We start from the raw sequence: 25,276 nt of genomic DNA, 5'->3' as shown, positions 1-25,276 counted from the left end.
CAAAATTGGGACGTATTCTCCGCTTATAAAGCCAGTTTAGGCTTTGTTTGGGCTTAAAATTTGTTTAAGTCCCGATAATCAGTACCCGTTTTTGTTCAGAGGAAATGAACACGGAAAACTCATTATCTTCGCTCATGGCTTCCAACATTCTCTCCACTAATCCCCCGACTGGGCTAGTCATAGCAGCGTGAAAGCGGGGATTTTGTCGTAGTAGTGCACCCAGTAAAGTAGAGCCTGAGCGGGGTAGTCCTGATATGAAGTGGGCTTTCACTTGCCTCGTGGGGGAATGGGTTTGGATAACATGAGATGACTTTAATTGCATCATCCTAAAGACATATCTTTTATAGCATACTTTTATTTAACATTTCGCAACACAACATCCAGGTTTACGATATCTTTACAATTTAGACATCGTGGGTTGGCTTTCCCTATCTCTATCTTTGCTTAGGGCCCCTGCCTCTGTCAGTCGGAAAAGTCGGATCATAAAGTCGGAAAAGTCGGATCTTTGCCATGAGTACAGAATTACTTGGGAATTTTAACCGCAGATGGTGGCGGGTCTACGCGGATCTACGCAGATGAATGTTGATTTGGGTCAAGTACGATGGAGAAAACCCGCAAGGCGACGGAATTACGATCGCGCTACATTTGGGATATATTAAAGATATGCCTCTAGATTCTATGAATAACGAACAAGTCACTTTCAATACAGCCCACGAACACGAGATTTTTGGCGATCGCGATTTTCCATCTTGGTTAACTCAACAACAAATCAGCCTCGCTTGCACCACCTATCAAACCAGCAGGTTAATGTTAATCGGTGCTGCGCCAGAAACCAACAGAATCTCGGCTTTTTGGCGAATATTCGATCGCGCAATGGGACTTTTCTGCACGCCAGAACGCCTGTATCTAAGCTCAAAATATCAACTCTGGCAATTAGATAATGTCTTAGAATCCGGGAAATTATACCAAGGATACGATAAATTATATATACCAAGGATCGGTTATACTACAGGAGATATCGACATTCACGATATCGCAGTCGATAAAAATAATCAAATCATTTTTATTAGCACTTTGTTTAATTGTATCGCTACTTTGAGCGATCGCCACAGTTGCAAACCTCTCTGGAAACCAGGTTTTATCTCACAATATATAAATGAAGACCGCTGTCACCTCAACGGTTTGGCAATGGTAGAAGGAGAAGCGAAATATGTCACAGCGTCGAGTCAGTCGGATGTGGTGGATGGCTGGCGCGATCGCAGAAAAAATGGCGGTATAGTTATTGATATTGAATCTAATGATATTATCGTCACGGGATTGTCGATGCCGCATTCACCCCGCTGGTATCAAGATAAATTGTGGCTGCTGAATTCGGGGAGAGGAGAATTCGGTTATGTGGATTTAGAAACAGGAAAATTTGAGGCAATTACGTTTTGTCCGGGATATGTCCGAGGACTGGCTTTTTGGCAAAATTGGGCAATTGTTGGACTCTCGAAACCTCGGGGAGGTGACAACACTTTTAGCGGTTTAGAATTGGATGAGTTGTTGCTGGCCAAGGATGCTGAAGCTCGCTGTGGTATGATGGTGATTGATTTGACTACGGGGGCGATCGTTCACTGGTTGCGCTTTGAAGGAATTGTCACCGAACTCTATGATGTACAAGTGATTCCGACAGTGCAAAAGCCGATGGCGTTGGGTTTTCAGACTGACGAAATTGCTCAGTTAATTACTTTGGAACTTTAACCGCAGATGGTGGCGGATGTACGCGGATGGACGCAGATACAGCAGATTCCACGTTTATGAAGCACACCCCGGAAGTGCGATCGATCGCCGTAGGGAAACGGCATTACCCAAAGCGTGTCAACTTAAGCTTTTAGTCCACCAGTCCTCCCCCCCACCCGCTACTCCGCCAGGGGTTGAAACCCCTGTCTAATAGCTAAAGTCCTCTAAAAGAGGACTCAAGAACTCATCAGTCCTCTTTTAGAGGACTTGCGCTTTGAGGCAGGGGTTTCAACCCCTGCCGGACTGTCGGTTTGATGTTAAAATGTTTACAGGATTTACCCACGCGGTGTGAGAGAAAGTATTTAAGCGGGATTTGATATTACTCAACAATCGCCCCATCTAAGCTGGTTTTTCTTAAGTCTGTTCTGGCTAAATTTGCACCTCTTAAATCCGCACCTGTTAAACAAACATTGCTTAAATCTGCATAACTCAAATCCGCACCTCTGAGATTAGCATCTGATAAATTTGCTCCCGATAAGTTCGCCCTCACCAGTTGCGATTTACTCAAATTGCTGCCACTCAAATTTGCTGCTGACATCTGTACCGCCATTAAGTTTGCTTTGCTTAAATTACTGCCGCTGAGGTTAGCCAAATTTAATTTAGCATAACTCAAATCAATGTTTTCCAAGCAAAGTTCGCTCAATTGCGCGCATCGCAAGTTAGCATTAATAAAAAACCTGTCTCCAATTCCATAACGGCGCAGCAATTCGTCAACTCCCAGCCGAATTAAAACTGGTTCGCAAGTATTTTGGTAGCACCACGATGTCTCCAGCAAACGGGCGGCTGCTTCAATTGCTACCTTGTCGGATTTAGGGAGGACTAAACTATTGCACCCATCCCACTCACCGTTGAGCATGAATGCCATCTCAGAAGCTGCTACAATTGAGTCGCATAACAAAACGGTTTCTGGTTTGGGTTGCAGCCAGTTCATTAAGGCGATCGAACTCTTGTTTTTCACTGTTGATTCAGGATTTGTTGGTATTTCTTAATTATAGGTAAAATTATTGAAAACATTATGCACAAATTTGCGGCGGCTTCGGAGACTGAATTAATTGTATTTGGTGCAGCGAGACCTGGATATCGCGATGCAGAAATTGCTGAGTGGATTGAATTTATGCAGGGGCACAATATCAAGCAAGTTTGCTGTTTGCTTCCCGATTCCCAACTCATCCGCTACGGGGACTTACTGGGAACGTATCGGAATATCTTTGGGTGCGATCGAGTTTGCTGGGCTCCGATTGCCGATTTTGAATTGGTAGATAGGGATATTTTGCTCGATCGCATATTACCATTTTTGGCATCTGCAAATAGCAAAGGCGAACGGGTCGTAGTTCACTGTTCTGGGGGGATCGGACGTACAGGACAGGTTTTGGCTGCTTGGTTGGTTAGCGGGCGGGGATTATCTAACAAACAGGCGATCGCAGCAGTAAAAAAAACTGGTAGAAATCCCTATGAAGCCGTGTTTGCTGCTTTGTTCAAAGGTCGAAACCCTTGGCAAGTTGCCGGAGAACTTAATGCTCTTTTAGATGATGGTCGTCCTGTTATATGAACTCCGGTTGCACCGTTAGTTAATTAACAGTTAACAGTTAACAGTTAACAGTTAACAGTTGACCAAATGCCAAATGCCAACTGCCAACTGCCAACTGACTAATCAGTTGTACTAACGTGGTCAATTCTCTCTAATTGCCAGAGAATTTGGTTGCCCTCGCGCCGCACCCGCGACACTACCCAATTTCGCCAAACCCAGTTGTCTCCACGACTGGTGACAGCGCTGGCATTTACATCCATCAAATCAGCCAGTTCAGAACTGGTAATCAAGTAGCCTTTCGTCGCAACCTCGTCGGCGATGTGCAACGTTTCGATCAGATTGCGGAGGTCCTGAACCCTCACCTCGCGGGGCAAGTTCTCCAGGGTATCGGCAGTTGAATCCATCATGGTAGAGTTGGAGATCGGAAGGTCAGAAGTTATGACATAGGATTCTATCGTTTTGTTACCAGTTACGTCCGTTTCTTCCGAAACAATTGTGTTGTCAAAGCGTAGGGGCGGTGCCCCCGTGCCCGCCCCGGCCTCGTCTCCCGTTGGTTTCTGCTGTTGCAGTTCGGGAGTGAGATTGTGCGAGAAGCTGCGGGCGATTTCATCGCATCTGTCGTTGTAGAAGTCGCCGGAGTGGCCGCGGACGTGTTCCCACTGGATTTGCCGGGAATTCAGCTTGTCTAGCAGATGCCAGAGGTCTTGGTTGACAACATCTTTGCCCGTTGAGGTTTTCCAGCCTTTATTTTTCCAGCCTTGAATCCATTTAGTGATGCCGTTTTTAACGTATTCGCTGTCGGTGTAAACGGTGACAGGTTCGGTTTGACCGGAATTGGCAAAAAATTCCAGCGCAGCGACGGCAGCCTGCATTTCCATGCGGTTGTTAGTGGTTTGGGGGTCTGCACCTCCGAGTTCGTGACACTTGCCGTCGGCGAAACAAACTACTGCACCCCAGCCACCTGGGCCTGGGTTGCCGGAACAAGCGCCGTCTGTGTAGAGGCTTTTGATTTTGGGAGTTGTCATGAGCGAATTAATGTGTAATTTAGAGGTAAGTTGTTTGCAAGTGCGATAATTAAGGCAATTGAGATAGTTTTACTTGCTACTATGAAAAATGCCAACTTAAAGATTAAAAAGGTTGCGCTATTTATTTGTCCCTTTTCTTTGTTAATTTTTAATACTTTCGCGCAAGCACAGCCCATAGTGCCTGCTGCTGACGGTACGGGTACTGTTGTCACCCCGATCGGCAACCGCTATGATATCAACGGCGGCAGTTTGTCGGGAGACGGCGCGAATCTTTTTCACAGTTTTGGGCAGTTTGGCTTGAATCAAGGTCAAATTGCTAATTTTCTGACTAATTCGGCTATTCAAAATATATTAGCTCGAATTGCTGGCGGGGACGCTTCGCTAATTAACGGTTTAATTACTGTCACGGGCGGCAATTCTAATCTTTTTCTAATTAATCCTGCGGGGATTGTGTTTGGCCCGAACGCGAGTTTGAATGTGCCGGCGGCTTTTACTGCAACTACTGCTACTGGTGTCGGTTTTGGTTCAAATTGGTTTAATGCTGCGGGTACAAATAATTTTAGCGCCTTGCTTGGTACGCCAAATGCTTTTTATTTTAGTCCGGGTGTACCGGGAAGTATTGTTAATGCTGGCAATTTAGCGGTGAATCCTGGGCAAAATTTGGCTTTGCTTGGCGGTACGGTTGTTAGTACGGGGCAGTTGTCGGCTGCGGGCGGGCAAATTACTGTTGCTGCTGTTGGGGGAGATAATGTTCTCCGCATTAGTCAACCGGGGCATTTGTTGAGTTTGGAAATAGCAACGGGCGGAAATTTTGGGAATTCTCAACAGACTTTGAATCCTGTTTCTTTGCCGCAGTTGCTGACAGGTACTGGGCAAAATCAGGCGGCGGGTGTTGCGGTTGCGGATGACGGTTCTGTGCGGCTTGTGGGTTCGGGTTTGCAGGTGAATTCTGGGGATGTGGCGATTGCTGCTAATGTGTCTGGGCTGCCGCAGTTGAATGCGGGAAGTGCGAATTTATGGGCTGCGGAAAATCTCTCGTTAGCGGGCGCTAGGCTGCAAACTGCGGGGGATTTGAGTTTGCTGGGTGGGGATGCGGTGCGGGTCAGGGACAGCGCCCAGAATCCTTTTTTGGCGAAGGCTGGGGGTAATTTATACATTCAGGGATCTCGCACGATCGATATTCTCACTCAAAATGCGATCGGCGGCTTATCTCTTCCCCCGCAATTCCAAAGCGGCGGCAATTTGAGTTTGGTTAGCAACGGCATTATTTCGGGGGATGCTCACTTTGTTTCTGGTGGCAATTTTTCGATTCGCAATTTGTCGGGAATGCCGGGAAACTTTGTCAGTTTATTTGACCCGATTATCAGTTCGGAAGGAGATGTTTTCTTTGGAGATTATACCGGAGTTTCGCTGAAAGTCGAGGCGAGGGGGAGCATTGTTGCCGAGGAGATTACAATTACCGGCCCCGATATTGCATTGGGTAGGGAAAATCTGAGTGGCGATCCCGATATTGCTATTTTAACCAGCAGTCCGGCCTTAATTCTGCGGGCTGGAGTGCAAAATTTGGCAAATTCTCCTAATGTTCCTAATTCTCCTACGGATACTCCGGGTGATAATGAACAACCTAATCCTTTAGGTGACGATGCAATATTTACTCCTGCGTCTATTTTATCGAATAATTTGATTTCTATTGAAAATATTTCGGCAGGCGGGCCGGTGATTTTGTCAGCGCCGGGAATTATCGCAACTAGAGATATTAATGGCGGTCAAATTAATCTCGAAAGCAGGGAAGCAGGAGTGGTAGTTGGGGGCAGATTAACGTCTAGTTCGACAATTAATATTCAAGCTAATGACAATATTATATTGACAAGTGACATTTCTCGTGCTGATATCAACGGCAGTATTAGTCTGAATACTGTTCGAGGCAATATAGTAACAGGGTCGATCGATACTGGGACTTCTGGGGCGATCGCACTCAGAGCTTTTGGCAATGTGAATTTTGGGACTTTGCAGGGGTCTAATGTTGATATTACCAGTAACTCCGGTGAATTGGGAGTTGTGACTGATGCCAATACCATTGTGCCTAATACTACACCAGTCAATATCACAGCAACTGAGAATATCAATTTGACAGCTTTGAGGGACTTAACGGTAGGCAATCTCACCGCTGCGACTGTCAATGCTAGCAGCAATGGGAGTGTTAATACGGGGGCAATCGCTACGAATGGAGATGTCAGACTTTTGGCAGGACAGCAAATTACAGCAGGGACAATTAATGTCAATCCTACCACCAGCACAGACGGAAGCAATCGCATTCCTACAGTAAATTTGAATGCCCAAACTAATATTAGAGTTCTATCGATCGATGCTGGCACTGGCACTATTGCTTTGAGAGCATCCAGCGACTTAAATGCAGTGAATTTGCTAGGAGGAGCAGTTGAGGTCAATAGCGATGGGGGAAAAATTGCGATCGGCAATACTACATCCCTTGGTAACATTAATGTAACAGCTTTAGGCGATATAACTTCCGGAAATTTGCAGGGAGTGGGAGTGAATGTCAATAGTAACTCTGGAACAATTCAAACTGCAAATACCACAGCCACTGGGAATATTAATGTAACAGCTTCTGGCAATGTAAGTTCCGGAAATTTGCAGGGAGAGAGAGTGAATGTCAATAGCACTAGCGGGAATCTGCAAATGACCAACATCACTGCAACAGAAAATATCACTTTCAGAGCGTTAGACAATGTGAATACGGGGAATTTGCAGGGAGTCGCTGTTGATGTTAATAGCAGTAGGGGAAGTGTCAGCACTGGCAATATAAATGCTGCGGAAATTGTGAGTATTTTAGCCGCAAACGAAATCACAATAGGGCGAATAAATGTTAATCCTGTTGTTAGGGTCGATCGCACTTCTACAGTAAATCTTAACGCTCAAAATGATATCAGCGTTGCATCCATAAATGCTCCGGGCGGTAATGTTGAGCTCGCAACTCCGGGTTTAGTTCGAGTGACGGGTACTTTTAACCAAAACGGCACTCCTGTTAGCATCTCGACTCTTGGCGACACTCAACCCGGTACAGTTACGATCCGCCACGGCGGCGGTGATGTCAATCCGCCGATACCTTTTGCGGTGGGAGATGCGACGACTAACGGTACTGCTGGGGCGATCGCCAGCAATGCTTCAGGTACGATTACTCAAGGGCGATCGTTCATAAATTCTTACACTCAAGGCAATAGTGCGATCGTAACTACCAATCAACCAACAAATCCCGACAATCCCAATAATCCGAATAATCCGAATAATCCCAATAATCCCAATAATCCGAATAATCCGAATAATCCCAATAATCCCAATAATCCGAATAATCCCAATAATCCGAATAATCCCAATAATCCGAATAATCCGAATAATCCGAATAATCCCAATAATCCCAATAATCCCAATAATCCCAATAATCCCAATAATCCCAATAATCCCAATAATCCTAATAATCCCAATTCGCCGCCAATATTACCAAGGGATAGATTTGCATTAGATAGAGGGCGATCGCTTTTCCCCGATCCCAACCAACCCTTTAGCCGCCAACAGCGGCAGAATCAAAACAGAATATCGCGAGATATAGGAAAACCCGGAGAAAGGATGCCGCGCGAAAGGATGCAATTTCCCAGAGAAGTGAGAAATTTCATCAATTCAAATATCCTAGATTCAGTTATTCAGTCAGCATTTCGCGGCGACATCGGCAGGAATTTGGAGACAGGCCAAATATCGGAAGCTTTGTCTCTGCTGGACAAATCTTTCAGCCAAGAATTCGGGGAATATTTAGGCATCAACATCAGCAACGAGTTGGTATCCCCAGAGGAAATTCAAAAAAAGTTAGAATCAGCGGGTAAAGAAACCGGCACAAAACCCAGCTTAATTTATCTATTCTCGCAGCCCGAAGAATTAAATTTAATGCTGATCACTTCTTGCGGTGAAGTGGTTCACAAAAGTGTGCCGTCAGCGAACCGACAAGAACTTCTGAAAGTTGTAAATGAGTTCAGGGGTGAGATTACCAAACCGGGGGTGCGGGCTACTACGAGTTATCTACCATCTTCCCAACAGCTTTATAAGTGGATGATTGGGCCTTTAGAGGACAGTTTGAAAAAGTGCGAAACGGATACTATTTCCTTTGTTGTCGATCGAGGTTTGAGAGGTATGCCCTTTGCTGCTTTGCACGACGGACAGCAATTTTTGGTGGAAAAGTACAATCTCAGCCTGATGCCCAGCATTAATTTAACAGATACCCGCTACGTCGATCTCAGAAATTCTCAAGTTTTAGCAATGGGTGCCTCGGAATTTTCCGAGTTGAATCCTTTGCCTGCGGTTCCTGCAGAAATAGCCGCTATTTCTAGAGAGTGGCCGGGAGTTAGTTTTCTGAATGAGGATTTCACTTTGGAGAATTTGAAGCGACAGCATCAAAGCCGATCTTTTGGGGTTATTCACTTAGCTACTCACGGCGAATTTCGACCTGGAACACCAAATAATTCTTTTATTCAGTTGTGGAATAGTCGGCTGCGACTGGATCAATTGCGGGATTTGAGATTGAATGATCCGCAGGTGAATATGTTAGTTTTAAGTGCTTGTCGGACTGCGGTGGGAGATGCACAGGCCGAGTTGGGTTTTGGGGGTTTGGCGCTGCAAGCGGGGGTGCAAACGGCTTTGGGAAGTTTGTGGTACGTGAGTGATGAAGGTACTTTGGGATTGATGAGTGAGTTTTACCAGCAGTTGAAGACGGCGCGAATTAAGGGGGCGGCGCTGCGACAAGCGCAAATTGCGATGTTGCGGGGGGATGTGCGTTTGGAGGGTGGCCGATTGCGCGGTTTGAGTCGGGGTGAGGGGGTGGAGTTGCCGACTTCGCTGCAAGGGTTTGCGGATTTAAAGTTGTCGCATCCTTATTATTGGTCGGCTTTTGTGATGATTGGGAGTCCTTGGTGATGGGTGATTAGTGATTAGTGAGTTGTTATTAGTGGGATATTAATGGTTTTTCGGGAAAAGTCGATCGCCCGCAAGCAAGCAAGTTCCGAGTGCGATCGGCCTGTTCACTATTTTTTATGCCGAGTCCGCCACCACCCGATCGCTTGATATCGTTTCCGATTGCACCGGAATTATTATATAGAGAACACGGCGCCCGGCCAATTTGTGTCAACTTAAATCGTCAGTCCGCCAGTCCTCCCGCCCGCCCGCCAGTCCGCCAGGGAATGAATTCCCTGGCTAATAGCTAAAGTCCTCTGAAGAGGACTAATGAGTTGAAAAATTCTTCTTCTCAGTCCTCTTAAGAGGACTTTAGCTTTGAGGCAGGGGTTTCAACCCCTGCCGGACTGCCGGACTACCCAACTAAAGCCTGTCGCTGAGCCTCCAACAATTCCTGAATTCCAGTTTCTGCCACATCCAAAATTTGATTTAACTGACTCCGGCTGAAACTTCCCTCTTCCGCAGTTCCCTGAATTTCGATGATATTCAAATCTCCATTCATTACCACATTACAATCAATTTCAGCCGCCACATCTTCCAGATAATTCAAATCTAAAAATGGCTCCCCTTCCAAAAGTCCCACAGACACGGCCGCCACTTGGCGAATCAAGGGCGATCGCACTAAATCACCTTTTTGTACCAACTTGTTCAAAGCGTCAGCCACAGCCACAAACCCGCCAGTAATTGAAGTCGTGCGAGTCCCAGCGTCCGCTTGCAAAACATCCGCATCGACAAGTATTGTGCGTTCTCCCAATAGTTGCATATCCAAGCACGATCGCAAACTGCGCCCAATCAACCGCTGAATTTCTTGAGTCCGTCCCGATAATTTCATAAATTCCCGCTCTTGTCGCTGCGGCGTAGATCCCGGCAACATTCGGTATTCCGCTGTCAGCCAACCTTGTCCGGTATTCTCCAGAAATCTAGGCACTCCCGGCTTGATTGTAACGCTGCAAAGTACCTGAGTATCGCCACTTTTCGCGAGCACGGAACCGCTAGCAAATTTGGTAAACTGTCGATCGAAACTAATCGGACGAATTTGATTTGGTAGTCTGCCATCGGGACGTTGGAAAGACATAATATTTAGGTGATTGGTAATAGGTAATTAGGCATTAAAACTTTAAAAGTTGGTATTAATATTCCGGTTTTTTTGATGCGGTAAATATGCAGTCATTCAATCTAAAATCTACTAAAATCTAAAATCCTATAATGATTTGCTCTTAGCCTCGATTAATTTGAGAATATCCTGCTGGACTTGTTCTGGGGATTTATCACCATCAATAGTTAACAGTTTGTTGCGGTATTCGTAATACTCTAAAAGAGGAATAGTGCGTTCGTGGAACAAATCGAGCCGACGCTGTAAAATTTCAGGGTGATCATCCGATCGATCGCGCTCGATCGACCTACTCAGCAAAACCTCGATCGGCACTTTCAGCCAAACTGCCCAATCTAGCTCCTGCGCCAACTCCTCTAATAAAAAATCCAACTCCTCAGCTTGAAAAGCAGTTCGCGGATAGCCCTCCAATATCCAGCCATTAAAGACATCCCACAGCAGCAGTCGGCGGCGAAAGAATTCAATCATAGTTGCGTCGGGAACTAATTCCCCTTTTTCGACATAAGACACCGCCAGCTTGCCTAAATCTGTGTCTTCTGCGATCGCCTCCCGTAGAATATCCCCCACAGCCAGCAAAGGAAGGCTCAAATTGCTGCACAGTAGTTCAGCCTGAGTTCCCTTTCCCGCTCCTGGCCCTCCCAGAATCACCACTCTCACAGTCCCTGCTCCTAGTGCCGCGACATTCAAATTTTACGCGATGTGTGTACTTTTTCTTCACAGTCCTGGACTTCCCAAGACTCTCATCGCCTTGCTTTTTCACCCTCTAACTATCTAAGGATCGTGGATTAAATAACTTCCTACAAAAAATGCTCTCATCACCGTGGTTTTTCACCCTATAACTGTATAAATGTCAAGCTCCACGCCGTATTTTAGTAAAAAACCCCGTTTCTGCCTAAGTGCTAATTGAGTTCAAAAATCGAACAAACGACTGCGAATGCCACTGCCGCGAGCTTTTGACAACTTATATATATAGTGTTCGATCGGATGTGCACCCGGCCCAGTACACTATATATTGTCAAGCAGGCTTCAGCCGCACCAAGGTCGGAGCTGCACTCAAGACTTAGTTGCTGATTAAATATTGCCCTATGGTTGCTCAGTTACAAACCCCTAAACTCAATTTAACCCACAGCTTGCCCTACACAGTTCAAGGGCTGGTGCAAGTCTTTACAGGCCCGCACCGCTGCTTTTTTACCAGTGTCATGGCTCAGGCCCTCAGAATTGCAGGACAGGGAGCTCCCGTGCTAGCGGTGCAGTTCCTCAAAGGGGGAATTAATCAAGGGCACCAGCATCCGGTGCGGCTGGGGCAAAATTTAGATTGGATGCGCTGCGATTTGTCACGCTGTATTGAGAATGCCGATCTAGATGAGCTGGAGACGCGATCGATCGAACAATTGTGGCAGTATGTTCAAAATGCGGTGCGTGAAGGTCGTTATGCCTTAGTTATTCTCGATGAATTGAGTTTAGCGGTTAATTTGGGCTTGATTCCCGAAGCCGAAGTGGTGGCATTGATTGACAACAAGCCCCATCATTTGGATATGATTTTTACCGGGCCATCGATGCCCCAAAGAATTTTGGATGTTGCCGACCAAATTACGGAAATTCGCCGCAGTTAAGGACAATGATTCAATTTGCGATCGCCTGTTTAGCGATCGCATTTTTTATGTAAAAAAACAGTATCAAAAAAAAAGAGGCGATCGCTTAGCTCAAAGAGCGATCGCACGCTGATCAATTTACCAGCGACGTTACGCTTGAACTACCGGATCGAAGACAACACTCAATCGATCTGCCGGCACCATCCGCTTGAGAATTTTCAAGTGACCGTCTGCATCAGACCAACTGCGAAACTCACCCACAACCACCTTTTCCACATTTGGAAGCGAGCGAACTATAGTCCACGGCTTGAGACGTTTTTCTTGCAACATACTAGATAAATCTCCTTGGTAAATTGGAGCCAAAGCCAGTCCCCCTCGTTGGCCACGACCGAAGACTGGCTTTTGACTTTGCAAACTTGCCCTTCTCTAAGAACATAGCACAAAAAAAATAGTTTGGGATTATATCTTATTTTTCGCTTTTTTTAGAGCTACTTTTTACAGAACAGATGATTAAACTCCACACTTATTAACTCTTTAATTCCCAACTCAAAACTATTTAATGACTAACACTTCGACTTCGCTTGGGGTGCAGCCTCACTAATAAATTCTGCCTTCTACCTTCTACCTTCCTTTTACTGAGATATTGCACCATTCTCAATAAGTTTTTTATGAACAGGCTTTCCGGCCTGTTCCACAAGAAAATTCACTCTTTGTGGAACAGGCCGGAAAGCCTGTTAAGCGAGAATAGTGCAAGATGTGAGTTTTACAAATCCCGCCGCGACAGCAGAAACCAGATCCCACCCAAACCCAAAACACCGCACAAAACCCCGCCTTCCCACCCAAAAACAGTCCCCCCCGGCAAATGTCCAGGCTTTGCTTTAGAAGAAAAATTCAGCTCCGAATAGTATACCCACTGGCTGTTAACCCGCCAGCCCACTCGATCGCCAAACTTCTCCCAAACTGTAGCATCATAAACACCAGGCTTTCCCCCCAACTTGAGCCACAAACCCTTTTGCACAGAAAAACCGAATCTGCGGTGACTGTGCCGCACCCAAAGTCGATCGATAGTCTGCAAATCCTTAGCTGGAAACTTCCTAATATCTTCCTCACTCAAATAACCCCGTGAATTTTGCTGCATCACCTCCAGCATTTTCACAGAAGTTTCCTCATCAGCACCACGCCAATTTTTAGCAGCCAGCAGCCTTGCCAAGTGAGAATAATCAATACCTTTTTCTGAGTCTAAATTCACAGAAATTAACAGAGTATCAGTCACAGGTTGAGTCGGAACCGAAGGACTAACAACAGTTGCCTGCTGCGACTTTTCCAGCACGGGGACAACAACAACAGGAGGTTTTAAAGCATCCAAAACTTCCACAGCAGATTTGTAGCGATCTTTAACATATTCCTGAATTAACTTATCCAAAACCTGACCTAAATCCTCGCTAATTTGTGTTCCTTTTGGCAAAGCCTCCCTCCACAGCCACCGGCCTTCAAGCGGATCGTAAAGGTCATCGTGAATGTCCCCGTAGATATCCAGATAAGGCATAACAGAAGTCAGCAAGCGAATGCAAGTCACCCCCAAACTGTAAAGGTCGCTAGCCGGAACAGCCCTACCGTGACGCTGTTCTAGAGCCGCGTAGCCGGGAGTTCCCAACTTCGTTCCTGTTTTGGTGGGAGCAGCAGCTACTACCTGTTTGGAAACCCCAAAATCTATCAGCACTAACTTACGATCGCGCGATCGGCGGATCACATTCTCCGGCTTAATATCGCGGTGAATTACATTTCTGTCATGAACAAACTTCAATAAAGGCAACAAATCTAACAGCAGTTCGCAAGTTTTAATTTCGCTATAAGCACCGTACTTATCTAACTCATCCTTTAAATTATTGCCATCAATAAACTCTTGCACCAAATACAAGCGCCCATCTTCCTCAAAATAAGAAATTAACTGAGGAATTTGCGGGTGCTTCAGTTCGTATAACCGCCTTGCCTCTTGTTCAAACAGTCGAACATATTTTTTAAAATGACCGGGCTTCCGCTGAAATTCTTGAGGGGGTGACAACTGTTTAATCACGCACAATTCCTCAAATTTTCCATGATTAACAGCTCGGAAAGTCCTGCCAAATCCCCCATCGCGTAGCGGTTCAGTTGCTGCATAAAGGTCTTTTAGCAGCAGCTTTGAACCACAATTAAGACAATACTTTGTGCCTGGTGGGTTCTGACGCTTGTCTCTTGGGCAATCGAGATTAAGGCAGTATGTCATATATTAAAAAAATGCGAACAAAATTAGTAGGAAGGGTTTTATATTATTCAAGAGTCCGATCGCGAGCTGGTTTTTGTAGAGGCGAAACCTCGAACCTTGCGGAGGCGGCAGCCACCCTCGCCATCAGAGGGGGCGCTCTCACCAGACTGCCACCCCTGAGCAAGTATAACTCTCTTGAGGGTTTGACCTCAAACTCGAAGTCCACATCTAACCTTAGACTCCGCTGCGTGCAATACATTTGATTTAGCGGTCAAATAGCCCGTAGATCAAACAGAAATAGTCATTTATTGCCAGCCCCGTGAGCACTGCAACGCCAAAAAAACTAAGGATTCCGCCTGAGATATAATTTTATTGCCAGAGAGAAGCACACTAACGGGAGCCACAGCTTCCGTCAAGTTCGATCGACCTAAATATTTTACCCGTAAAATATTTAACTTAACCAGGCATAATTAACAATCCAAAAATCCCCAACAAACGCACGTTAAAATAAAGACTAGCTTCCGCGATCGCCATCCGAACTCGATCGGACACTTAGCCAGTTTTCCCTGTTTCCTTTTTTCAGCTATTACCAGTTACATCTATTTCGATCGGTCTACTTAATTAGGAACCGCTAGTGACACCAAAACTACTGCCCTCTCCAACTCCAAACTCCCGCAAAAAATCACCAAAAGTACCTTGGTTCGAGCGGTTCATGGCACTGGTCGCCCTAGGAAATTTAAGCCTAGTATTATTTGACATAACTTACGTCCCCGGACGAGATTTCTACTTCCGGCAACTCCCAGTTCTAACTCAAGTATACGACCCATTTAAAGGAATTAAACCCCACCGAGACACCCAGCAATATCTGGAAACCTTAGAAGAATTAAAAATTCAAGTAGTGCAAACAGGATTGCCCTCTCCCCAAGTAGCAGCCAAATTGCAGGAAATAAACAATCTGAGCGCGAAAATGATCGACGAAGATCCCTTTCGAGTAGCATCAAAAAGTGGCACCCTAGAAAAAATCAAAGACCGGATGCGCGATCGCGTCCCGAATCCAGAAGACTCCGCTAAACAATCATTCCAAAGATTTTGGAGCCCTGACTATTTAAACAAACAAGACTGGCAAAAAGAAATCCAGTGGTTTGACTCCAAAATCAAGCCATTAATCGCCACCAACTATTACCGCGAGATTGGAGAAAACGGCGAATTTACCGATAACTTCTGGCTAATTGACCTGCCATTTATTGCCATATTCGCGATCGAATTTCTAGCCCGTACCTACTCGATCGGCCGCCGCCACCGCAGCGTCACTTGGCGATCGGCCATGCTCTGGCGATGGTACGACATCTTCCTGCTGCTCCCATTCTGGCGCCTGTTGCGAATATTACCCGTCACAATTCGCATCCACCAAGCCAAAATGCCGGATCTCCAACCCATACGCACCCAAATCAGCCGAGGTTTCGTCGCCAATTTCGCCCAAGAATTGACCGAAGTTGTAGTAATTCAACTCATCAACCAGATGCAACAATCAATTACCACAGGCGAACTCGCTCGTCAACTCTTTAAATCCCCAAAACAGCGCTATCTAGACATCAACAATATCAATGAAATAGAAGCGATCGCCACCCATCTCGTCCAAATAACCGTCTACAAAGTCCTCCCCCAACTCCAGCCCGACCTAGAAGCCCTCCTCCGGTACAATATTGAAAGCTTCCTCAAACAATCCCCCCTCTATCAAGGATGGAAGCAAGTACCCGGTCTGGGAAACCTGCCCGAACAGCTAGCACAGCAATTAGTTGCAGAACTCTCAAAATTAGCCACCCTCGGCCCCCAAGATGCCTACGAAGCCTTCAAAATCGCCAGCGAAGACCCCATAAGCATCAAACTTTCAAGCCAGCTAGTCCAACATTTCGGGCAAGCTTTAGGCACCGAACTGCAACAGCAGCAAACCTGGCAAGAAATACAACTGCTGCTGTGCGATTTCCTAGAAGAGTTCAAAATCAACTACATTCAGCGGTTGAGCGAAGAAGACTTCGAGAAAATTTTAGAACAAGCCAAAGAACTGCAACGGATAGCCCCGCGTTAGCGCAAGTCTCCACCGCTTTACTTATTTTTTTCTTCCCCAATTAGCAATTAGCAATTACCCTGCTTTAACTCCAGCAAATGAAACTTGCTGGAATTGTAAAGTTTCATGTGCGATCGGCATTCTCTACCAGAGTCATCTGCAGAGTTGTGCATCCCACATTCAGCGCGGTAGTGAGTTAGACCGCCGTTAGGGTCCTCAGCGGTCTGGGAACTCACGTTTTTAGCGATAAAGCTCATTTTTTTTAGACGTATATTATATCAATATATAGCAATCCTAAATGATTATACTCGTTACCAGGAAGAGCCTGGTAACGCAGATCCGGAGGAAGAGCCTCCATAGTCGGGGCCGAGGCAGAGCCTCGCTTACATCGGTTCCCAGGCAGAGCTTGGAAGTTAACCAGTTATTGAAACTGATGCGAGGATTGCTATATAGCAATCCTCGCATCATTTGTAAAAATATGTAGGGGTAGTGCTACCCCTACTCCCCGTGCCTACCCCAGCCTGCATCGGGGCAACCGGGCGTGGGGAGAGCCCCTACAAGAATTACACGAATCATTTAGGATTGCTATATATCTAATTTAGATGAAATGATATTTTTTATTGCCCATCTGTAAAGTAAAGTTAAAAACCACTACAAATAGCTGTAAACCAAGTAATCTATTAGATAGAATTGCTAGCTGATTTTCTCAAAAAAATTTTTTTTTACAAATGCTAGTAAAAAAATCAGGCGCTTCAGCAGGGAGCATCTCATATTTGTAAAAACACTTCTTCTTCCTCCTGCCTTCTGCCTCCTGCCTCCTCCCTCCTGCCTCGCAGCAAGAGAGCCTCAAAAATCCAATTTCTAACTTAGGTGCTTTCATTGAGATGTTCCCCTTCAGCATCTTTAGTCAGCTATAATTATAACCCTCTCATAGTAAACACCTAGAGTAGCTATGCTGGTTCAAGCAAGTTACTTTCTAAAAAGTTTCAATAACTATTATAGATAGCTTTTCAATATATATTTCCTCAGTCTCATTTCACTAAATCCACAGAGATTTTCCCTCAACTCGTTACCCCAGGAGTAACACCAATCAATGTCACACACATCTCGCACCACTTTTCTGTCAAACCGTTCTCAAAAAAAGCTGTCACTTCGCCTGATCCTAGTGTTGCCATTCGTCGTGCAAATCTTTGCCGCCGTCGGGCTGACCGCTTGGGTCTCGGTACGCAACGGACAAGAAGCTGTCAATAATGTTGCGACTCAACTCCGCAGTGAAGTCTCCGAACGCATCAATCAGAAGCTTAACGAATATTTAGAGGCTCCCCACCTAGTCAATCAAATCAATCTTGAGGCTGTCCGCCTAGGTCAAATTGACGTTCAAGACTTGCCACGCCTAGAGCGCTACTTTGTGCAGCAGGTACAGTTATTTCCGACAGCAGGTTCCATTATGTTCGGTAGTCAAAAATATGATGGCTTTATTGGGGCATTAAAACCTAAAAAAGACACCTTGCAAATCATGGAAGCCGGCCAAGCCACAGGGGGAAGTATTCGATTTTATGATATGACTAAAGACGGAGAGCGTATAAGGCTCATTCAGGAAAAGCCCGACTTCAAGATAGAGGAACGACCCTGGTACGTGGCTGCCGTCCAAGCAGGCAAACCAGTGTGGGGCGAAATATTTTCCTATCACGCTTTCCCAGAAATGGTTTTGCCTGCTAGTGTTGCTCTCAATGATAGTAAAGGAGCAGTCATTGGGGTATTCGCCGATCATTTTTTTCTAACACAAATTAGTGACTTTCTCAAAAATATAAAAATCGGTCGTTCAGGGCAAACTTTTATCATCGAGCGCTCAGGACTCATCGTTGCCAGCTCTACCCTAGAGCAGCCATTTTTAGTTGAAAATGCGAAAGCTAAACGCATCAATGCAGCTAAAAGCACAGATCCCTTAATAAGCTCTGCTACGAAGCAATTACAACAGCAATTTGGCGACCTAAAAAAAATTACCAAGCGAGAACAGCTTGACTTCTGGATCGATGGCCAACGACAATTTCTACAAGCGCTTCCTTATAAAGACGATCGCGGTTTGGACTGGTTAATTGTAATCACAGTTCCCGAAGCTGACTTCATGGAGCAAATTAATGTTAACACCCAGACGACCATTTTTTTGTGTTTAGGAGCCTTGGGACTGGCTACGGTTTTAGGAATATTAACCGCACGCTGGATTACTAACCCGATTCTTCGCTTGAGTGAAGCTTCTAGGGCAATCGCTAGTGGAGATTTAGACCAAAATGTGCAAGTAAAAGGCGTAGAAGAACTAGAAGTTCTGGGTCAATCATTCAACCAAATGGCACAACAGTTGCGCGAATCCTTTGATGCGCTAGCCAAGACCAATTCCGAACTAGAAATCAGAGTACAAGAACGCACTGCTGAACTCACGGAAGCCAAACAAATCGCGGATACTGCCAACCAAGCTAAAAGTGAATTTTTAGCAAATATGAGTCACGAATTGAGAACACCACTCAATGGAATTTTAGGATACGCTCAAATCCTAGAACGCTCAAAAACGATGGCTCCCAAGGAACTCCAAGGCATCAGTATTATTCACCAGTGTGGCTCCCACCTGCTAACCCTGATCAATGACATCTTAGACCTCGCTAAAATTGAAGCCCAGAAACTGGAACTGTACGCGAAAGATTTTCATTTTCCTTCCTTTTTGCAGGGAGTCGCGGAAATCTGCCGCATCCGAGCCGAACAAAAAGGAATTGCTTTTGTTTATCAACCCAGTTCGGAAATTCCTGCTGGCATCTACGCTGACGAAAAACGCTTGCGACAGGTACTAATTAACTTACTGAGCAATGCAATTAAGTTTACAGACTCGGGACGAGTGACTTTTAAGATAGAATATCTGGAAAAGGGGACAGGTGCAAAGGTACAAAGCCATCAGCAAAAGCCAGCCTCACCAATTCACAAAATTCGGTTTCAAATAGAAGATACTGGCGTTGGTATGACGCCAGAACACTTAAAAAAAATATTTTTGCCTTTTGAACAGGTAGGAGAGAGCAAGCGTCAGGCGGAAGGAACCGGACTCGGTTTAACAATTAGCCAGAAAATTGTCGAAATGATGGGTAGTACCATTCAAGTAAAAAGTCAGTCACGAACAGGCAGTGTTTTTTGGCTAGATTTGGATTTACCGGAAGCGGCAGACTGGGCAAATACAGTCACGATTGCCAAGCAAAGAAAGCTAGTTGGGTACCAAGGTAGAAAACAGAAAGTTTTGGTTGTGGATGACAAATGGGAAAATCTCTCAGTCATTGTCAATCTCCTGGAACCCCTCGGATTTGAAGTAACCGAAGCTAAAAACGGTCAAGAAGGTTTAGAAAAAGTAGAAGAGTTTAAGTTCGATTTGATTATCACTGACTTAGTGATGCCAGTGTTAGATGGCTTTGAGATGATGCGCCGTATCCGAAATTTGTCAGACTATACAGACGTGGCAATCATTGCTTCATCTGCCAGTGTATTTGCTACCGACCAACATAAAAGTTTGGAGGGGGGAGCCAACGATTTTCTCGGTAAGCCTGTGCAGGCAGAAGAGCTATTTGAGATGTTGCAAAAGTATTTAAAACTTGAATGGATATATGAGGAACGAAAAAATGAAAAAATCAGCAATATTGCCTTTTCCTCTGAGCCTCAATCACTTTCTGAATCGAACTCTGTAGTGGCTCCCCCGCCCGGAGAAATGGAACTCCTACTTGAACTGGCGATGAGAGGCAACGTGAAAGGAATTGTGAAGCGCAGTGAACACTTAGAGAAATTGGATCAGAAATTTGTGTCTTTTGCTGTTGAGCTGCGCCAGTTAGCCCAAGGCTATCAGGTCAAAAAAATTAAAGAGTTTATTACATCCCACAGGATAGAAAAAGAATGAAGGCAGCAAATATTGAAACAAGTAGCATCTTAATCGTCGATGATAATCCTAGCAATCTAGACGTGCTTTCTGAAGCTTTAGCGGGTTTTGGATGGGAGATATTGGTAGCAACTGATGGCGAAACCGCCATCGAACAGGCTGAATATACTCAGCCTGATTTGATTCTTTTAGATGTGATGATGCCAGGAATTGACGGGTTTGAAACCTGCCATCGCCTGAAGGCAAGTCCGTTGACGAACGAAATTTCGGTAATTTTTATGACGGCTCTTTCTGACATAGGAGATAAAGTCAAAGGCTTTAATCTAGGGGCTGTGGATTACATTACTAAGCCTTTTGAACAAAATGAGGTATTAGCTCGCGTCAATCTCCATTTAAAACTGCGTTCTTTGACTAAAACTCTCGCCGATCAAAATCTGCTTCTCAAACGGGAAATTGAAGACAGGATCGCAGCCGAAGCAGCGTTACATCAGCTCGCGCAGGAGTTAGAAAAACGGGTGGAAGAACGAACCGCTGAACTTTCTCAAGCTTTGGATAATCTTAAAAAAGCTCAGGTGCAAATCGTTCAAAGTGAAAAGATGGCTTGTCTGGGTCAACTTGTAGCTGGGGTAGCTCACGAAATTAACAATCCAGTTAGTTTTATCTCCAATAATATCCCTATTGCCAAGGAATATATTGCCGATTTGATCGAGATAACTCGGCTTTGCCAGCACCACGTTAATTCGACATCAGAATTTGAGGAGAAGTCCCAAGAGATTGAGTTAGATTTTATTGTGGAAGATTTGCCAAAAATTATTGATTCAATGGCGGTCGGAACAGAGCGACTTTACAATCTTTCTATGTCACTGCGTAATTTCTCTCGGTTGGATATATCGGCACTAACGCCAGTGAATATTCACGATGGGCTAGATAGTACCCTGTTGATTTTAGGTCATCGATTGAAAGGTAAAGGCACTCGCCCAGCTATTAAGGTTATTAAAGAGTACGGCGAATTACCGCTGGTAGAGTGCTATCCTGGGCAAATCAATCAGGTGTTTATGAATGTATTAGCGAATGCAATTGATGCTTTAGAAGAGTCTACGAGCAGTTGTCCGCCCTGCGGGGAAAAGCAACAGAGCAATGACAACCCACAGATTCGTATCTGCACTGAAATGCTTCAGGGCGACAGAGTTTTGATTCGGATTGCTGATAATGGGGTTGGCATAACTCAGGAAGTAATGCAGCATTTATTCACGCCGATGTTTACTACTAAATCAGTAGGTAAAGGGACAGGTTTAGGTTTGTCTATTAGCCGTGAGATTGTAGAAGCAAAACATGGTGGTAAGCTGACTTGCATTTCCTCGCCCGAATGGGGGGTAGAGTTTGTTATTGAGCTTCCAATTCAGCATTAGTAATGGGGAGTTTTTAGGGTTAATTTTAGTTTGGCTGTTTGGTCAATATAGCTGGTAATTTGCCGATCGCCCATGTCTAATCTACCAATCACCATCACTGTCAAACTCTTGGCCCCCTATCAAGAAGCAGAGGGCTTGTCCGAACTGAAATTACAATTTACCCAAGAAACTCCCGTATCGCAAGTCCTAGAACGCCTGAGTGCCACTCCTCCCCCTGTTCTAGGGGCGATCGCACATCTTGCACCATTGTCAATAAGCTTTTTAGGAACAGGCTTTTCGGCCTGTTCCACAAAGAGTAGATTTTCTTGTGGAACAGGCCGAAAAGCCTGTTAAGCGAGAATGGTGCAACATCTCAGATCGATCGCACCCGCTTGGGTATCAACCAGGAATTTGCCACACGCGACACCCCACTCCAAAACTGTGATGAAGTCGTCCTTATTCCCCCTGTCAGCTCTCCCCTTCTGCCCTCGGACAGTCCGCCGATGGCGATCAGTTTGTCACCGGGCGGGCGATCGAGCTAAACTGAGAACTGAGGCCTCCCTTCGATCGGAAGAAGTCCTCAAACTTCTTGGAAGAAATTGTTTTACCTAGGAGTGGGTCAAGCCCACTTTTTTTGTTGCATTAGTCGCAGGAAAAGAGCTCAGGGCGTCTGACTTGCAAGTTGAGGACTGATTTAGTAGGGGTATCCCCCCGCTTGAGATCCCTGCTGGGATGTTGGGTAAGTCCCAAAGTTGAAGACGAAAGTCGCAGCCACCTAATCAAACCACCTCAAAACCAAGCAATCTCAACAACAAATTTTTCCTTGCCCGTGTCCGAGTTTAGGAGTTTTAACTTAAGTATTCGATATGACTCATCCCCTAATCCCACAAATCATTGACTTAGCTACCCCCGTTGCGGAAACACTGGGATTGGAAGTAGTGGGAGCAGTGTTTCACACCAACCAAAATCCTCCCGTCTTGCGGGTAGACATCCGCAACCTCCAACAAGACACTGGTTTAGCCGACTGCGAGCGCATGAGCACAGCCCTCGATGCCGAGTTAGAGGCAGCCGACATCATAGCCGATGCCTACGTGCTAGAGATTTCCAGTCCCGGAATATCCCGATTGCTCAGCAGCGATCGAGAATTCATTACCTTTAAAGGTTTCCCCGTGACAGCCAAAACCACCGAACCCGACTCGCGAATCAAAGAGTGGAAAGGACTACTCCTGGGCCGGGATGAAACAGCGGTTTATCTCAATCAAAAAGGGCGACAGGTTAAAATTCCCCGCCCTCAGATTGTCAAAGTTGAACTAGACGAAGGAAAGGAGATGTAAAGGGAAATTTTGAGTTTTGAGTTGTAGGGGCAGTGCCCCTGTGCCCGCCCGATTTGAGTTTTGCGATTGCCTCGCAGCAAGCTGAAAACGCTTGGCTGCGAGTTAATTTTTAACAATCACATCTGTAGCAGCGGGTTGAAGAGGAACAACAAATAAATTGTTACTGCACCTAGCTTCCCTAATCCTATCCAGTAACTCATCACTCCTCGTCATCACTTTTTCTGGAAATTTTTCCAGTACCAATTACCGATTACCAGTTACTTGTTACCACAGCAAAAAAGGAGAGTTTTATATGTCAATGGTTCCCCTGCCCGGACTAAAAGAAATGGTCGAAGGTATTAGCAAAGAACGCAATTTACCCAAACACGCCGTCCAAGCAGCCTTGCGAGAAGCTCTGCTCAAAGGATACGAACGCTACCGCCGTACCCAAAAACTCGACCACTTCAGCGAAGAATACTTCGACAACTTTGATGTAGAACTAGACGCAGAACAAGAAGGTTTCCGCGTTTTAGCCAACAAAACTATTGTCGAAGAAGTCATCAATCCCGATCACGAAATCTCACTTACGGAAGTGCAAGAAGTAGCCACGGAAGCTCAACCTGGGAGCATCGTGCTCGTAGACGTAACACCAAATCAAAAAGAATTTGGTCGCATGGCGGCGATCCAGACCAAACAAGTTCTCGCTCAAAAACTGCGCGACCAACAGCGCAAAATGATTCAAGAAGAGTTTAAAGATTTAGAAGAAACCGTTCTTCAAGCAAGAGTGCTCAGGTTTGAGAGGCAGTCGGTAATTTTAGCTGTCACCAGCAGCTTCGGTCAGCCAGAAGTAGATGCCGAACTCCCTAAGCGCGAACAGTTGCCCAACGACAATTATCGGGCCAACGCTACATTCAAGGTTTATCTCAAAAAAGTAGGCGAAGGCTCAACTCGTGGGCCGCAGTTACTTGTTTCTAGAGCCGACGCAGGTTTGGTGGTTTACCTGTTTGCTAACGAAGTACCAGAAATAGAAGACGGGGTGGTGAGAATTGTTGCCGTAGCCAGGGAGGCAAATCCGCCATCCCGGCACGTCGGCCCCCGGACTAAAATAGCAGTTGATACTCTCGATCGCGACGTAGACCCTGTAGGAGCCTGCATCGGAGCGCGGGGATCGCGGATTCAGGTAGTAGTCAACGAATTGCGGGGCGAAAAAATCGACGTGATCCGCTGGTCTCCAGACCCAGCAACTTATATTGCTAACGCTCTGAGTCCCGCTAGAGTAGATGAAGTACGTTTAGTTGCTCCAGAAGGCAGGAGAGCTCACATTTTGGTCGCTGAAGACCAACTGAGTCTTGCCATTGGCAAAGAAGGTCAGAACGTGCGTCTCGCAGCCCGCCTCACCGGTTGGAAAATCGATATCAAAGATATTGCTAAGTACGATCGCGCGGCCGAAGACAGCAAATTGGCTGCAGAAGCAACTAGGCTCGAAGAACTAGAAGGCGACTACGAGGAAGCAGGCGACTACGACGAGGAAACCGCAGAATTTGAGGAAGAGGAGGCAGCAGCTACGGAGGAAACCGAAGCCGCTGTCTAAAAACTGTGACATTTACCGAAGAAGAATTCAGAATTCAGAATCCAGAATGGGTTCCGTGCGACAGGATGGAGAATCGAGCTTTAAAGCCCCCGATTTTAATCGTGGAACACAAAAAATTTTTTCCGTAACCCTTACCCCTGACTTGGGGCATGGCGTATTTTGAATTCTGAATTCTGTCTTCTGACTCCTTGTCCTAAGATTTTCTATCTTCGCCAGACAAGGAGGAGTTGTCCCCTACTCCCCCTCTCACAAGAAATGAAACCGAACTACCGGTGCTGTGCAAGTTGTCGAAAAATAGCTCCTAAGGAAGCTTTTTGGCGAGTAGTCAGGCTCTATCCTTCTCATCAGGTACAATTAGATCGTGGCATGGGTCGTTCTGCTTACCTTTGTCGGGAAGCCGAATGCCTCAAAGCAGCTCAGAAAAAAAATCGACTTGGGCGATCGCTCAAAGCGCCTGTGTCTGACGAACTCTACCAAACACTTTGGCAGCGTTTAGCCACATCTGACTGTACATCTTACTCGGGCCTAGCCGGACGAAAAACCGACAATAGTTCGGCATCGACTGTATAAACCCTCTTGGCAGCCCTACCAGTAATTACCGGTAGCGCCAGCTATAAAACCCCAATCCGATCTGCCCACCAGTCTGGAAAGATTTGTGTCAGATTAGATAAGGGTAGGGTACTAGCAGAGGTATCCTCAAGGTGGAAAGGCAAACTTTGAAGCTT

At 45.7% G+C, this 25,276-nt stretch carries 20 protein-coding genes; 13 read left to right on the top strand and 7 right to left on the bottom strand.

What is annotated here, in order from left to right; genetic code table 11:
• Positions 1-678 precede the first annotated feature (678 nt).
• Complete coding sequence (locus tag QT984_RS05410) at positions 679-1,743, top strand: TIGR03032 family protein (RefSeq protein WP_333373449.1); 1,065 nt, start codon at positions 679-681, stop codon at positions 1,741-1,743.
• A 358-nt stretch (positions 1,744-2,101) separates the two neighbouring features.
• Here QT984_RS05410 and QT984_RS05405 read toward each other — a convergent pair whose 3' ends face one another.
• Complete coding sequence (locus QT984_RS05405) at positions 2,102-2,740, bottom strand: pentapeptide repeat-containing protein (protein ID WP_333373439.1); 639 nt, start codon at positions 2,738-2,740, stop codon at positions 2,102-2,104.
• Positions 2,741-2,797: 57 nt separating this feature from the next.
• Here QT984_RS05405 and QT984_RS05400 point away from each other — a divergent pair, with 57 nt between their 5' ends.
• On the top strand, positions 2,798-3,331 hold the full coding sequence (locus QT984_RS05400) for a dual specificity protein phosphatase family protein (RefSeq protein WP_333212627.1): 534 nt from the start codon (positions 2,798-2,800) through the stop codon (positions 3,329-3,331).
• A 98-nt stretch (positions 3,332-3,429) separates the two neighbouring features.
• Here QT984_RS05400 and rnhA read toward each other — a convergent pair whose 3' ends face one another.
• Positions 3,430-4,335, bottom strand: a complete 906-nt coding sequence (gene rnhA, locus QT984_RS05395; protein ID WP_333259765.1) for a ribonuclease HI — start codon at positions 4,333-4,335, stop codon at positions 3,430-3,432.
• 81 nt (positions 4,336-4,416) lie between these two features.
• On the opposite strand from rnhA, the gene QT984_RS05390 reads away from it, so the two are divergent.
• Positions 4,417-9,312, top strand: a complete 4,896-nt coding sequence (locus tag QT984_RS05390) for a CHAT domain-containing protein (protein WP_333373436.1) — start codon at positions 4,417-4,419, stop codon at positions 9,310-9,312.
• Positions 9,313-9,703: 391 nt separating this feature from the next.
• Here the strand turns inward: QT984_RS05390 and rph are convergent, their stop codons facing one another.
• Positions 9,704-10,423 (bottom strand): ribonuclease PH, encoded by a 720-nt coding sequence (rph, locus tag QT984_RS05385; RefSeq protein ID WP_333233931.1) that lies wholly within the window; start codon positions 10,421-10,423, stop codon positions 9,704-9,706.
• Between the two features lie 126 nt (positions 10,424-10,549).
• Positions 10,550-11,116, bottom strand: coding sequence for a nucleoside monophosphate kinase (locus tag QT984_RS05380; RefSeq protein WP_333373446.1), 567 nt, complete (start codon positions 11,114-11,116; stop codon positions 10,550-10,552).
• 428 nt (positions 11,117-11,544) lie between these two features.
• Between QT984_RS05380 and QT984_RS05375 the strand changes: the two genes are divergently transcribed.
• Both QT984_RS05375 and QT984_RS05370 read left to right on the top strand, forming a co-directional pair.
• On the top strand, positions 11,545-12,072 hold the full coding sequence (locus QT984_RS05375) for a P-loop NTPase family protein (RefSeq protein ID WP_333057848.1): 528 nt from the start codon (positions 11,545-11,547) through the stop codon (positions 12,070-12,072).
• Positions 12,035-12,184 carry a hypothetical protein gene (locus QT984_RS05370; protein ID WP_333233941.1) on the top strand — a complete coding sequence of 50 codons (150 nt, stop codon included), beginning with the start codon at positions 12,035-12,037 and terminating at the stop codon, positions 12,182-12,184. The genes QT984_RS05375 and QT984_RS05370 overlap by 38 nt, the downstream gene beginning before the upstream one ends.
• Positions 12,185-12,201: 17 nt before the next feature.
• Here the strand turns inward: QT984_RS05370 and QT984_RS05365 are convergent, their stop codons facing one another.
• On the bottom strand, positions 12,202-12,465 hold the full coding sequence (locus tag QT984_RS05365; protein WP_333212631.1) for a hypothetical protein: 264 nt from the start codon (positions 12,463-12,465) through the stop codon (positions 12,202-12,204).
• A 349-nt stretch (positions 12,466-12,814) separates the two neighbouring features.
• Entirely contained in the window at positions 12,815-14,314 is a 1,500-nt protein-coding gene (locus QT984_RS05360; RefSeq protein WP_333057846.1) for a GUN4 domain-containing protein, read from the bottom strand.
• 613 nt (positions 14,315-14,927) lie between these two features.
• Between QT984_RS05360 and QT984_RS05355 the strand changes: the two genes are divergently transcribed.
• Complete coding sequence (locus tag QT984_RS05355) at positions 14,928-16,379, top strand: hypothetical protein (RefSeq protein ID WP_445243016.1); 1,452 nt, start codon at positions 14,928-14,930, stop codon at positions 16,377-16,379.
• A gap of 685 nt (positions 16,380-17,064) precedes the next feature.
• Here QT984_RS05355 and QT984_RS05350 read toward each other — a convergent pair.
• Entirely contained in the window at positions 17,065-17,238 is a 174-nt protein-coding gene (locus QT984_RS05350) for a hypothetical protein (protein ID WP_333373432.1), read from the bottom strand.
• Positions 17,239-17,451: 213 nt separating this feature from the next.
• Here QT984_RS05350 and QT984_RS05345 point away from each other — a divergent pair, with 213 nt between their 5' ends.
• The 7 genes from QT984_RS05345 to QT984_RS05315 all read left to right on the top strand — a co-directional run bounded on the left by QT984_RS05345 (position 17,452) and on the right by QT984_RS05315 (position 25,121).
• The gene (locus QT984_RS05345; protein WP_333057845.1) at positions 17,452-20,280 is read left to right on the top strand and encodes an ATP-binding protein; all 2,829 of its coding nucleotides are present in this window, start codon (positions 17,452-17,454) and stop codon (positions 20,278-20,280) included.
• Positions 20,277-21,668 carry a response regulator gene (locus QT984_RS05340; RefSeq protein WP_333057844.1) on the top strand — a complete coding sequence of 464 codons (1,392 nt, stop codon included), beginning with the start codon at positions 20,277-20,279 and terminating at the stop codon, positions 21,666-21,668. The genes QT984_RS05345 and QT984_RS05340 overlap by 4 nt, the downstream gene beginning before the upstream one ends.
• Positions 21,669-21,740: 72 nt before the next feature.
• Complete coding sequence (locus QT984_RS05335) at positions 21,741-22,001, top strand: hypothetical protein (protein ID WP_333057843.1); 261 nt, start codon at positions 21,741-21,743, stop codon at positions 21,999-22,001.
• Positions 21,974-22,189 carry a MoaD/ThiS family protein gene (locus QT984_RS29750; protein WP_445243017.1) on the top strand — a complete coding sequence of 72 codons (216 nt, stop codon included), beginning with the start codon at positions 21,974-21,976 and terminating at the stop codon, positions 22,187-22,189. The genes QT984_RS05335 and QT984_RS29750 overlap by 28 nt, the downstream gene beginning before the upstream one ends.
• A gap of 324 nt (positions 22,190-22,513) precedes the next feature.
• A complete protein-coding gene (rimP, locus tag QT984_RS05325) occupies positions 22,514-22,981 on the top strand; it encodes a ribosome maturation factor RimP (RefSeq protein WP_333057842.1) in 468 nt (155 codons plus the stop codon).
• 292 nt (positions 22,982-23,273) lie between these two features.
• Positions 23,274-24,551: a transcription termination factor NusA gene (nusA, locus tag QT984_RS05320; RefSeq protein ID WP_333057841.1), complete on the top strand. Its 1,278-nt coding sequence runs from the start codon at positions 23,274-23,276 to the stop codon at positions 24,549-24,551.
• A gap of 255 nt (positions 24,552-24,806) precedes the next feature.
• Positions 24,807-25,121: a YlxR family protein gene (locus QT984_RS05315; protein WP_333057840.1), complete on the top strand. Its 315-nt coding sequence runs from the start codon at positions 24,807-24,809 to the stop codon at positions 25,119-25,121.
• Positions 25,122-25,276 lie beyond the last annotated feature (155 nt).

Origin of the sequence: Microcoleus sp. Z1_B2, assembly GCF_036700325.1 — a bacterium.
GTDB lineage: Bacteria > Cyanobacteriota > Cyanobacteriia > Cyanobacteriales > Microcoleaceae > Microcoleus.
The sequence above is the reverse complement of the archived record's forward strand: the minus strand, read 5'-3'. Positions and strand labels throughout refer to the sequence as shown.

Excerpts from the sequence above, each read along its gene's own strand:
- QT984_RS05410 (WP_333373449.1), top strand. The coding sequence starts at position 679 with ATGAATAACGAACAAGTCACTTTCAATACAGCCCACGAACACGAGATT.
- QT984_RS05400 (WP_333212627.1), top strand. The coding sequence starts at position 2,798 with ATGCACAAATTTGCGGCGGCTTCGGAGACTGAATTAATTGTATTTGGT.
- rnhA (WP_333259765.1), bottom strand. The coding sequence starts at position 4,335 with ATGACAACTCCCAAAATCAAAAGCCTCTACACAGACGGCGCTTGTTCC.
- QT984_RS05390 (WP_333373436.1), top strand. The coding sequence starts at position 4,417 with ATGAAAAATGCCAACTTAAAGATTAAAAAGGTTGCGCTATTTATTTGT.
- rph (WP_333233931.1), bottom strand. The coding sequence starts at position 10,423 with ATGTCTTTCCAACGTCCCGATGGCAGACTACCAAATCAAATTCGTCCG.
- QT984_RS05375 (WP_333057848.1), top strand. The coding sequence starts at position 11,545 with ATGGTTGCTCAGTTACAAACCCCTAAACTCAATTTAACCCACAGCTTG.
- QT984_RS05370 (WP_333233941.1), top strand. The coding sequence starts at position 12,035 with ATGTTGCCGACCAAATTACGGAAATTCGCCGCAGTTAAGGACAATGAT.
- QT984_RS05360 (WP_333057846.1), bottom strand. The coding sequence starts at position 14,314 with ATGACATACTGCCTTAATCTCGATTGCCCAAGAGACAAGCGTCAGAAC.
- QT984_RS05350 (WP_333373432.1), bottom strand. The coding sequence starts at position 17,238 with ATGAAAGCACCTAAGTTAGAAATTGGATTTTTGAGGCTCTCTTGCTGC.
- QT984_RS05345 (WP_333057845.1), top strand. The coding sequence starts at position 17,452 with ATGTCACACACATCTCGCACCACTTTTCTGTCAAACCGTTCTCAAAAA.
- QT984_RS05340 (WP_333057844.1), top strand. The coding sequence starts at position 20,277 with ATGAAGGCAGCAAATATTGAAACAAGTAGCATCTTAATCGTCGATGAT.
- QT984_RS05335 (WP_333057843.1), top strand. The coding sequence starts at position 21,741 with ATGTCTAATCTACCAATCACCATCACTGTCAAACTCTTGGCCCCCTAT.
- rimP (WP_333057842.1), top strand. The coding sequence starts at position 22,514 with ATGACTCATCCCCTAATCCCACAAATCATTGACTTAGCTACCCCCGTT.
- nusA (WP_333057841.1), top strand. The coding sequence starts at position 23,274 with ATGTCAATGGTTCCCCTGCCCGGACTAAAAGAAATGGTCGAAGGTATT.
- QT984_RS05315 (WP_333057840.1), top strand. The coding sequence starts at position 24,807 with ATGAAACCGAACTACCGGTGCTGTGCAAGTTGTCGAAAAATAGCTCCT.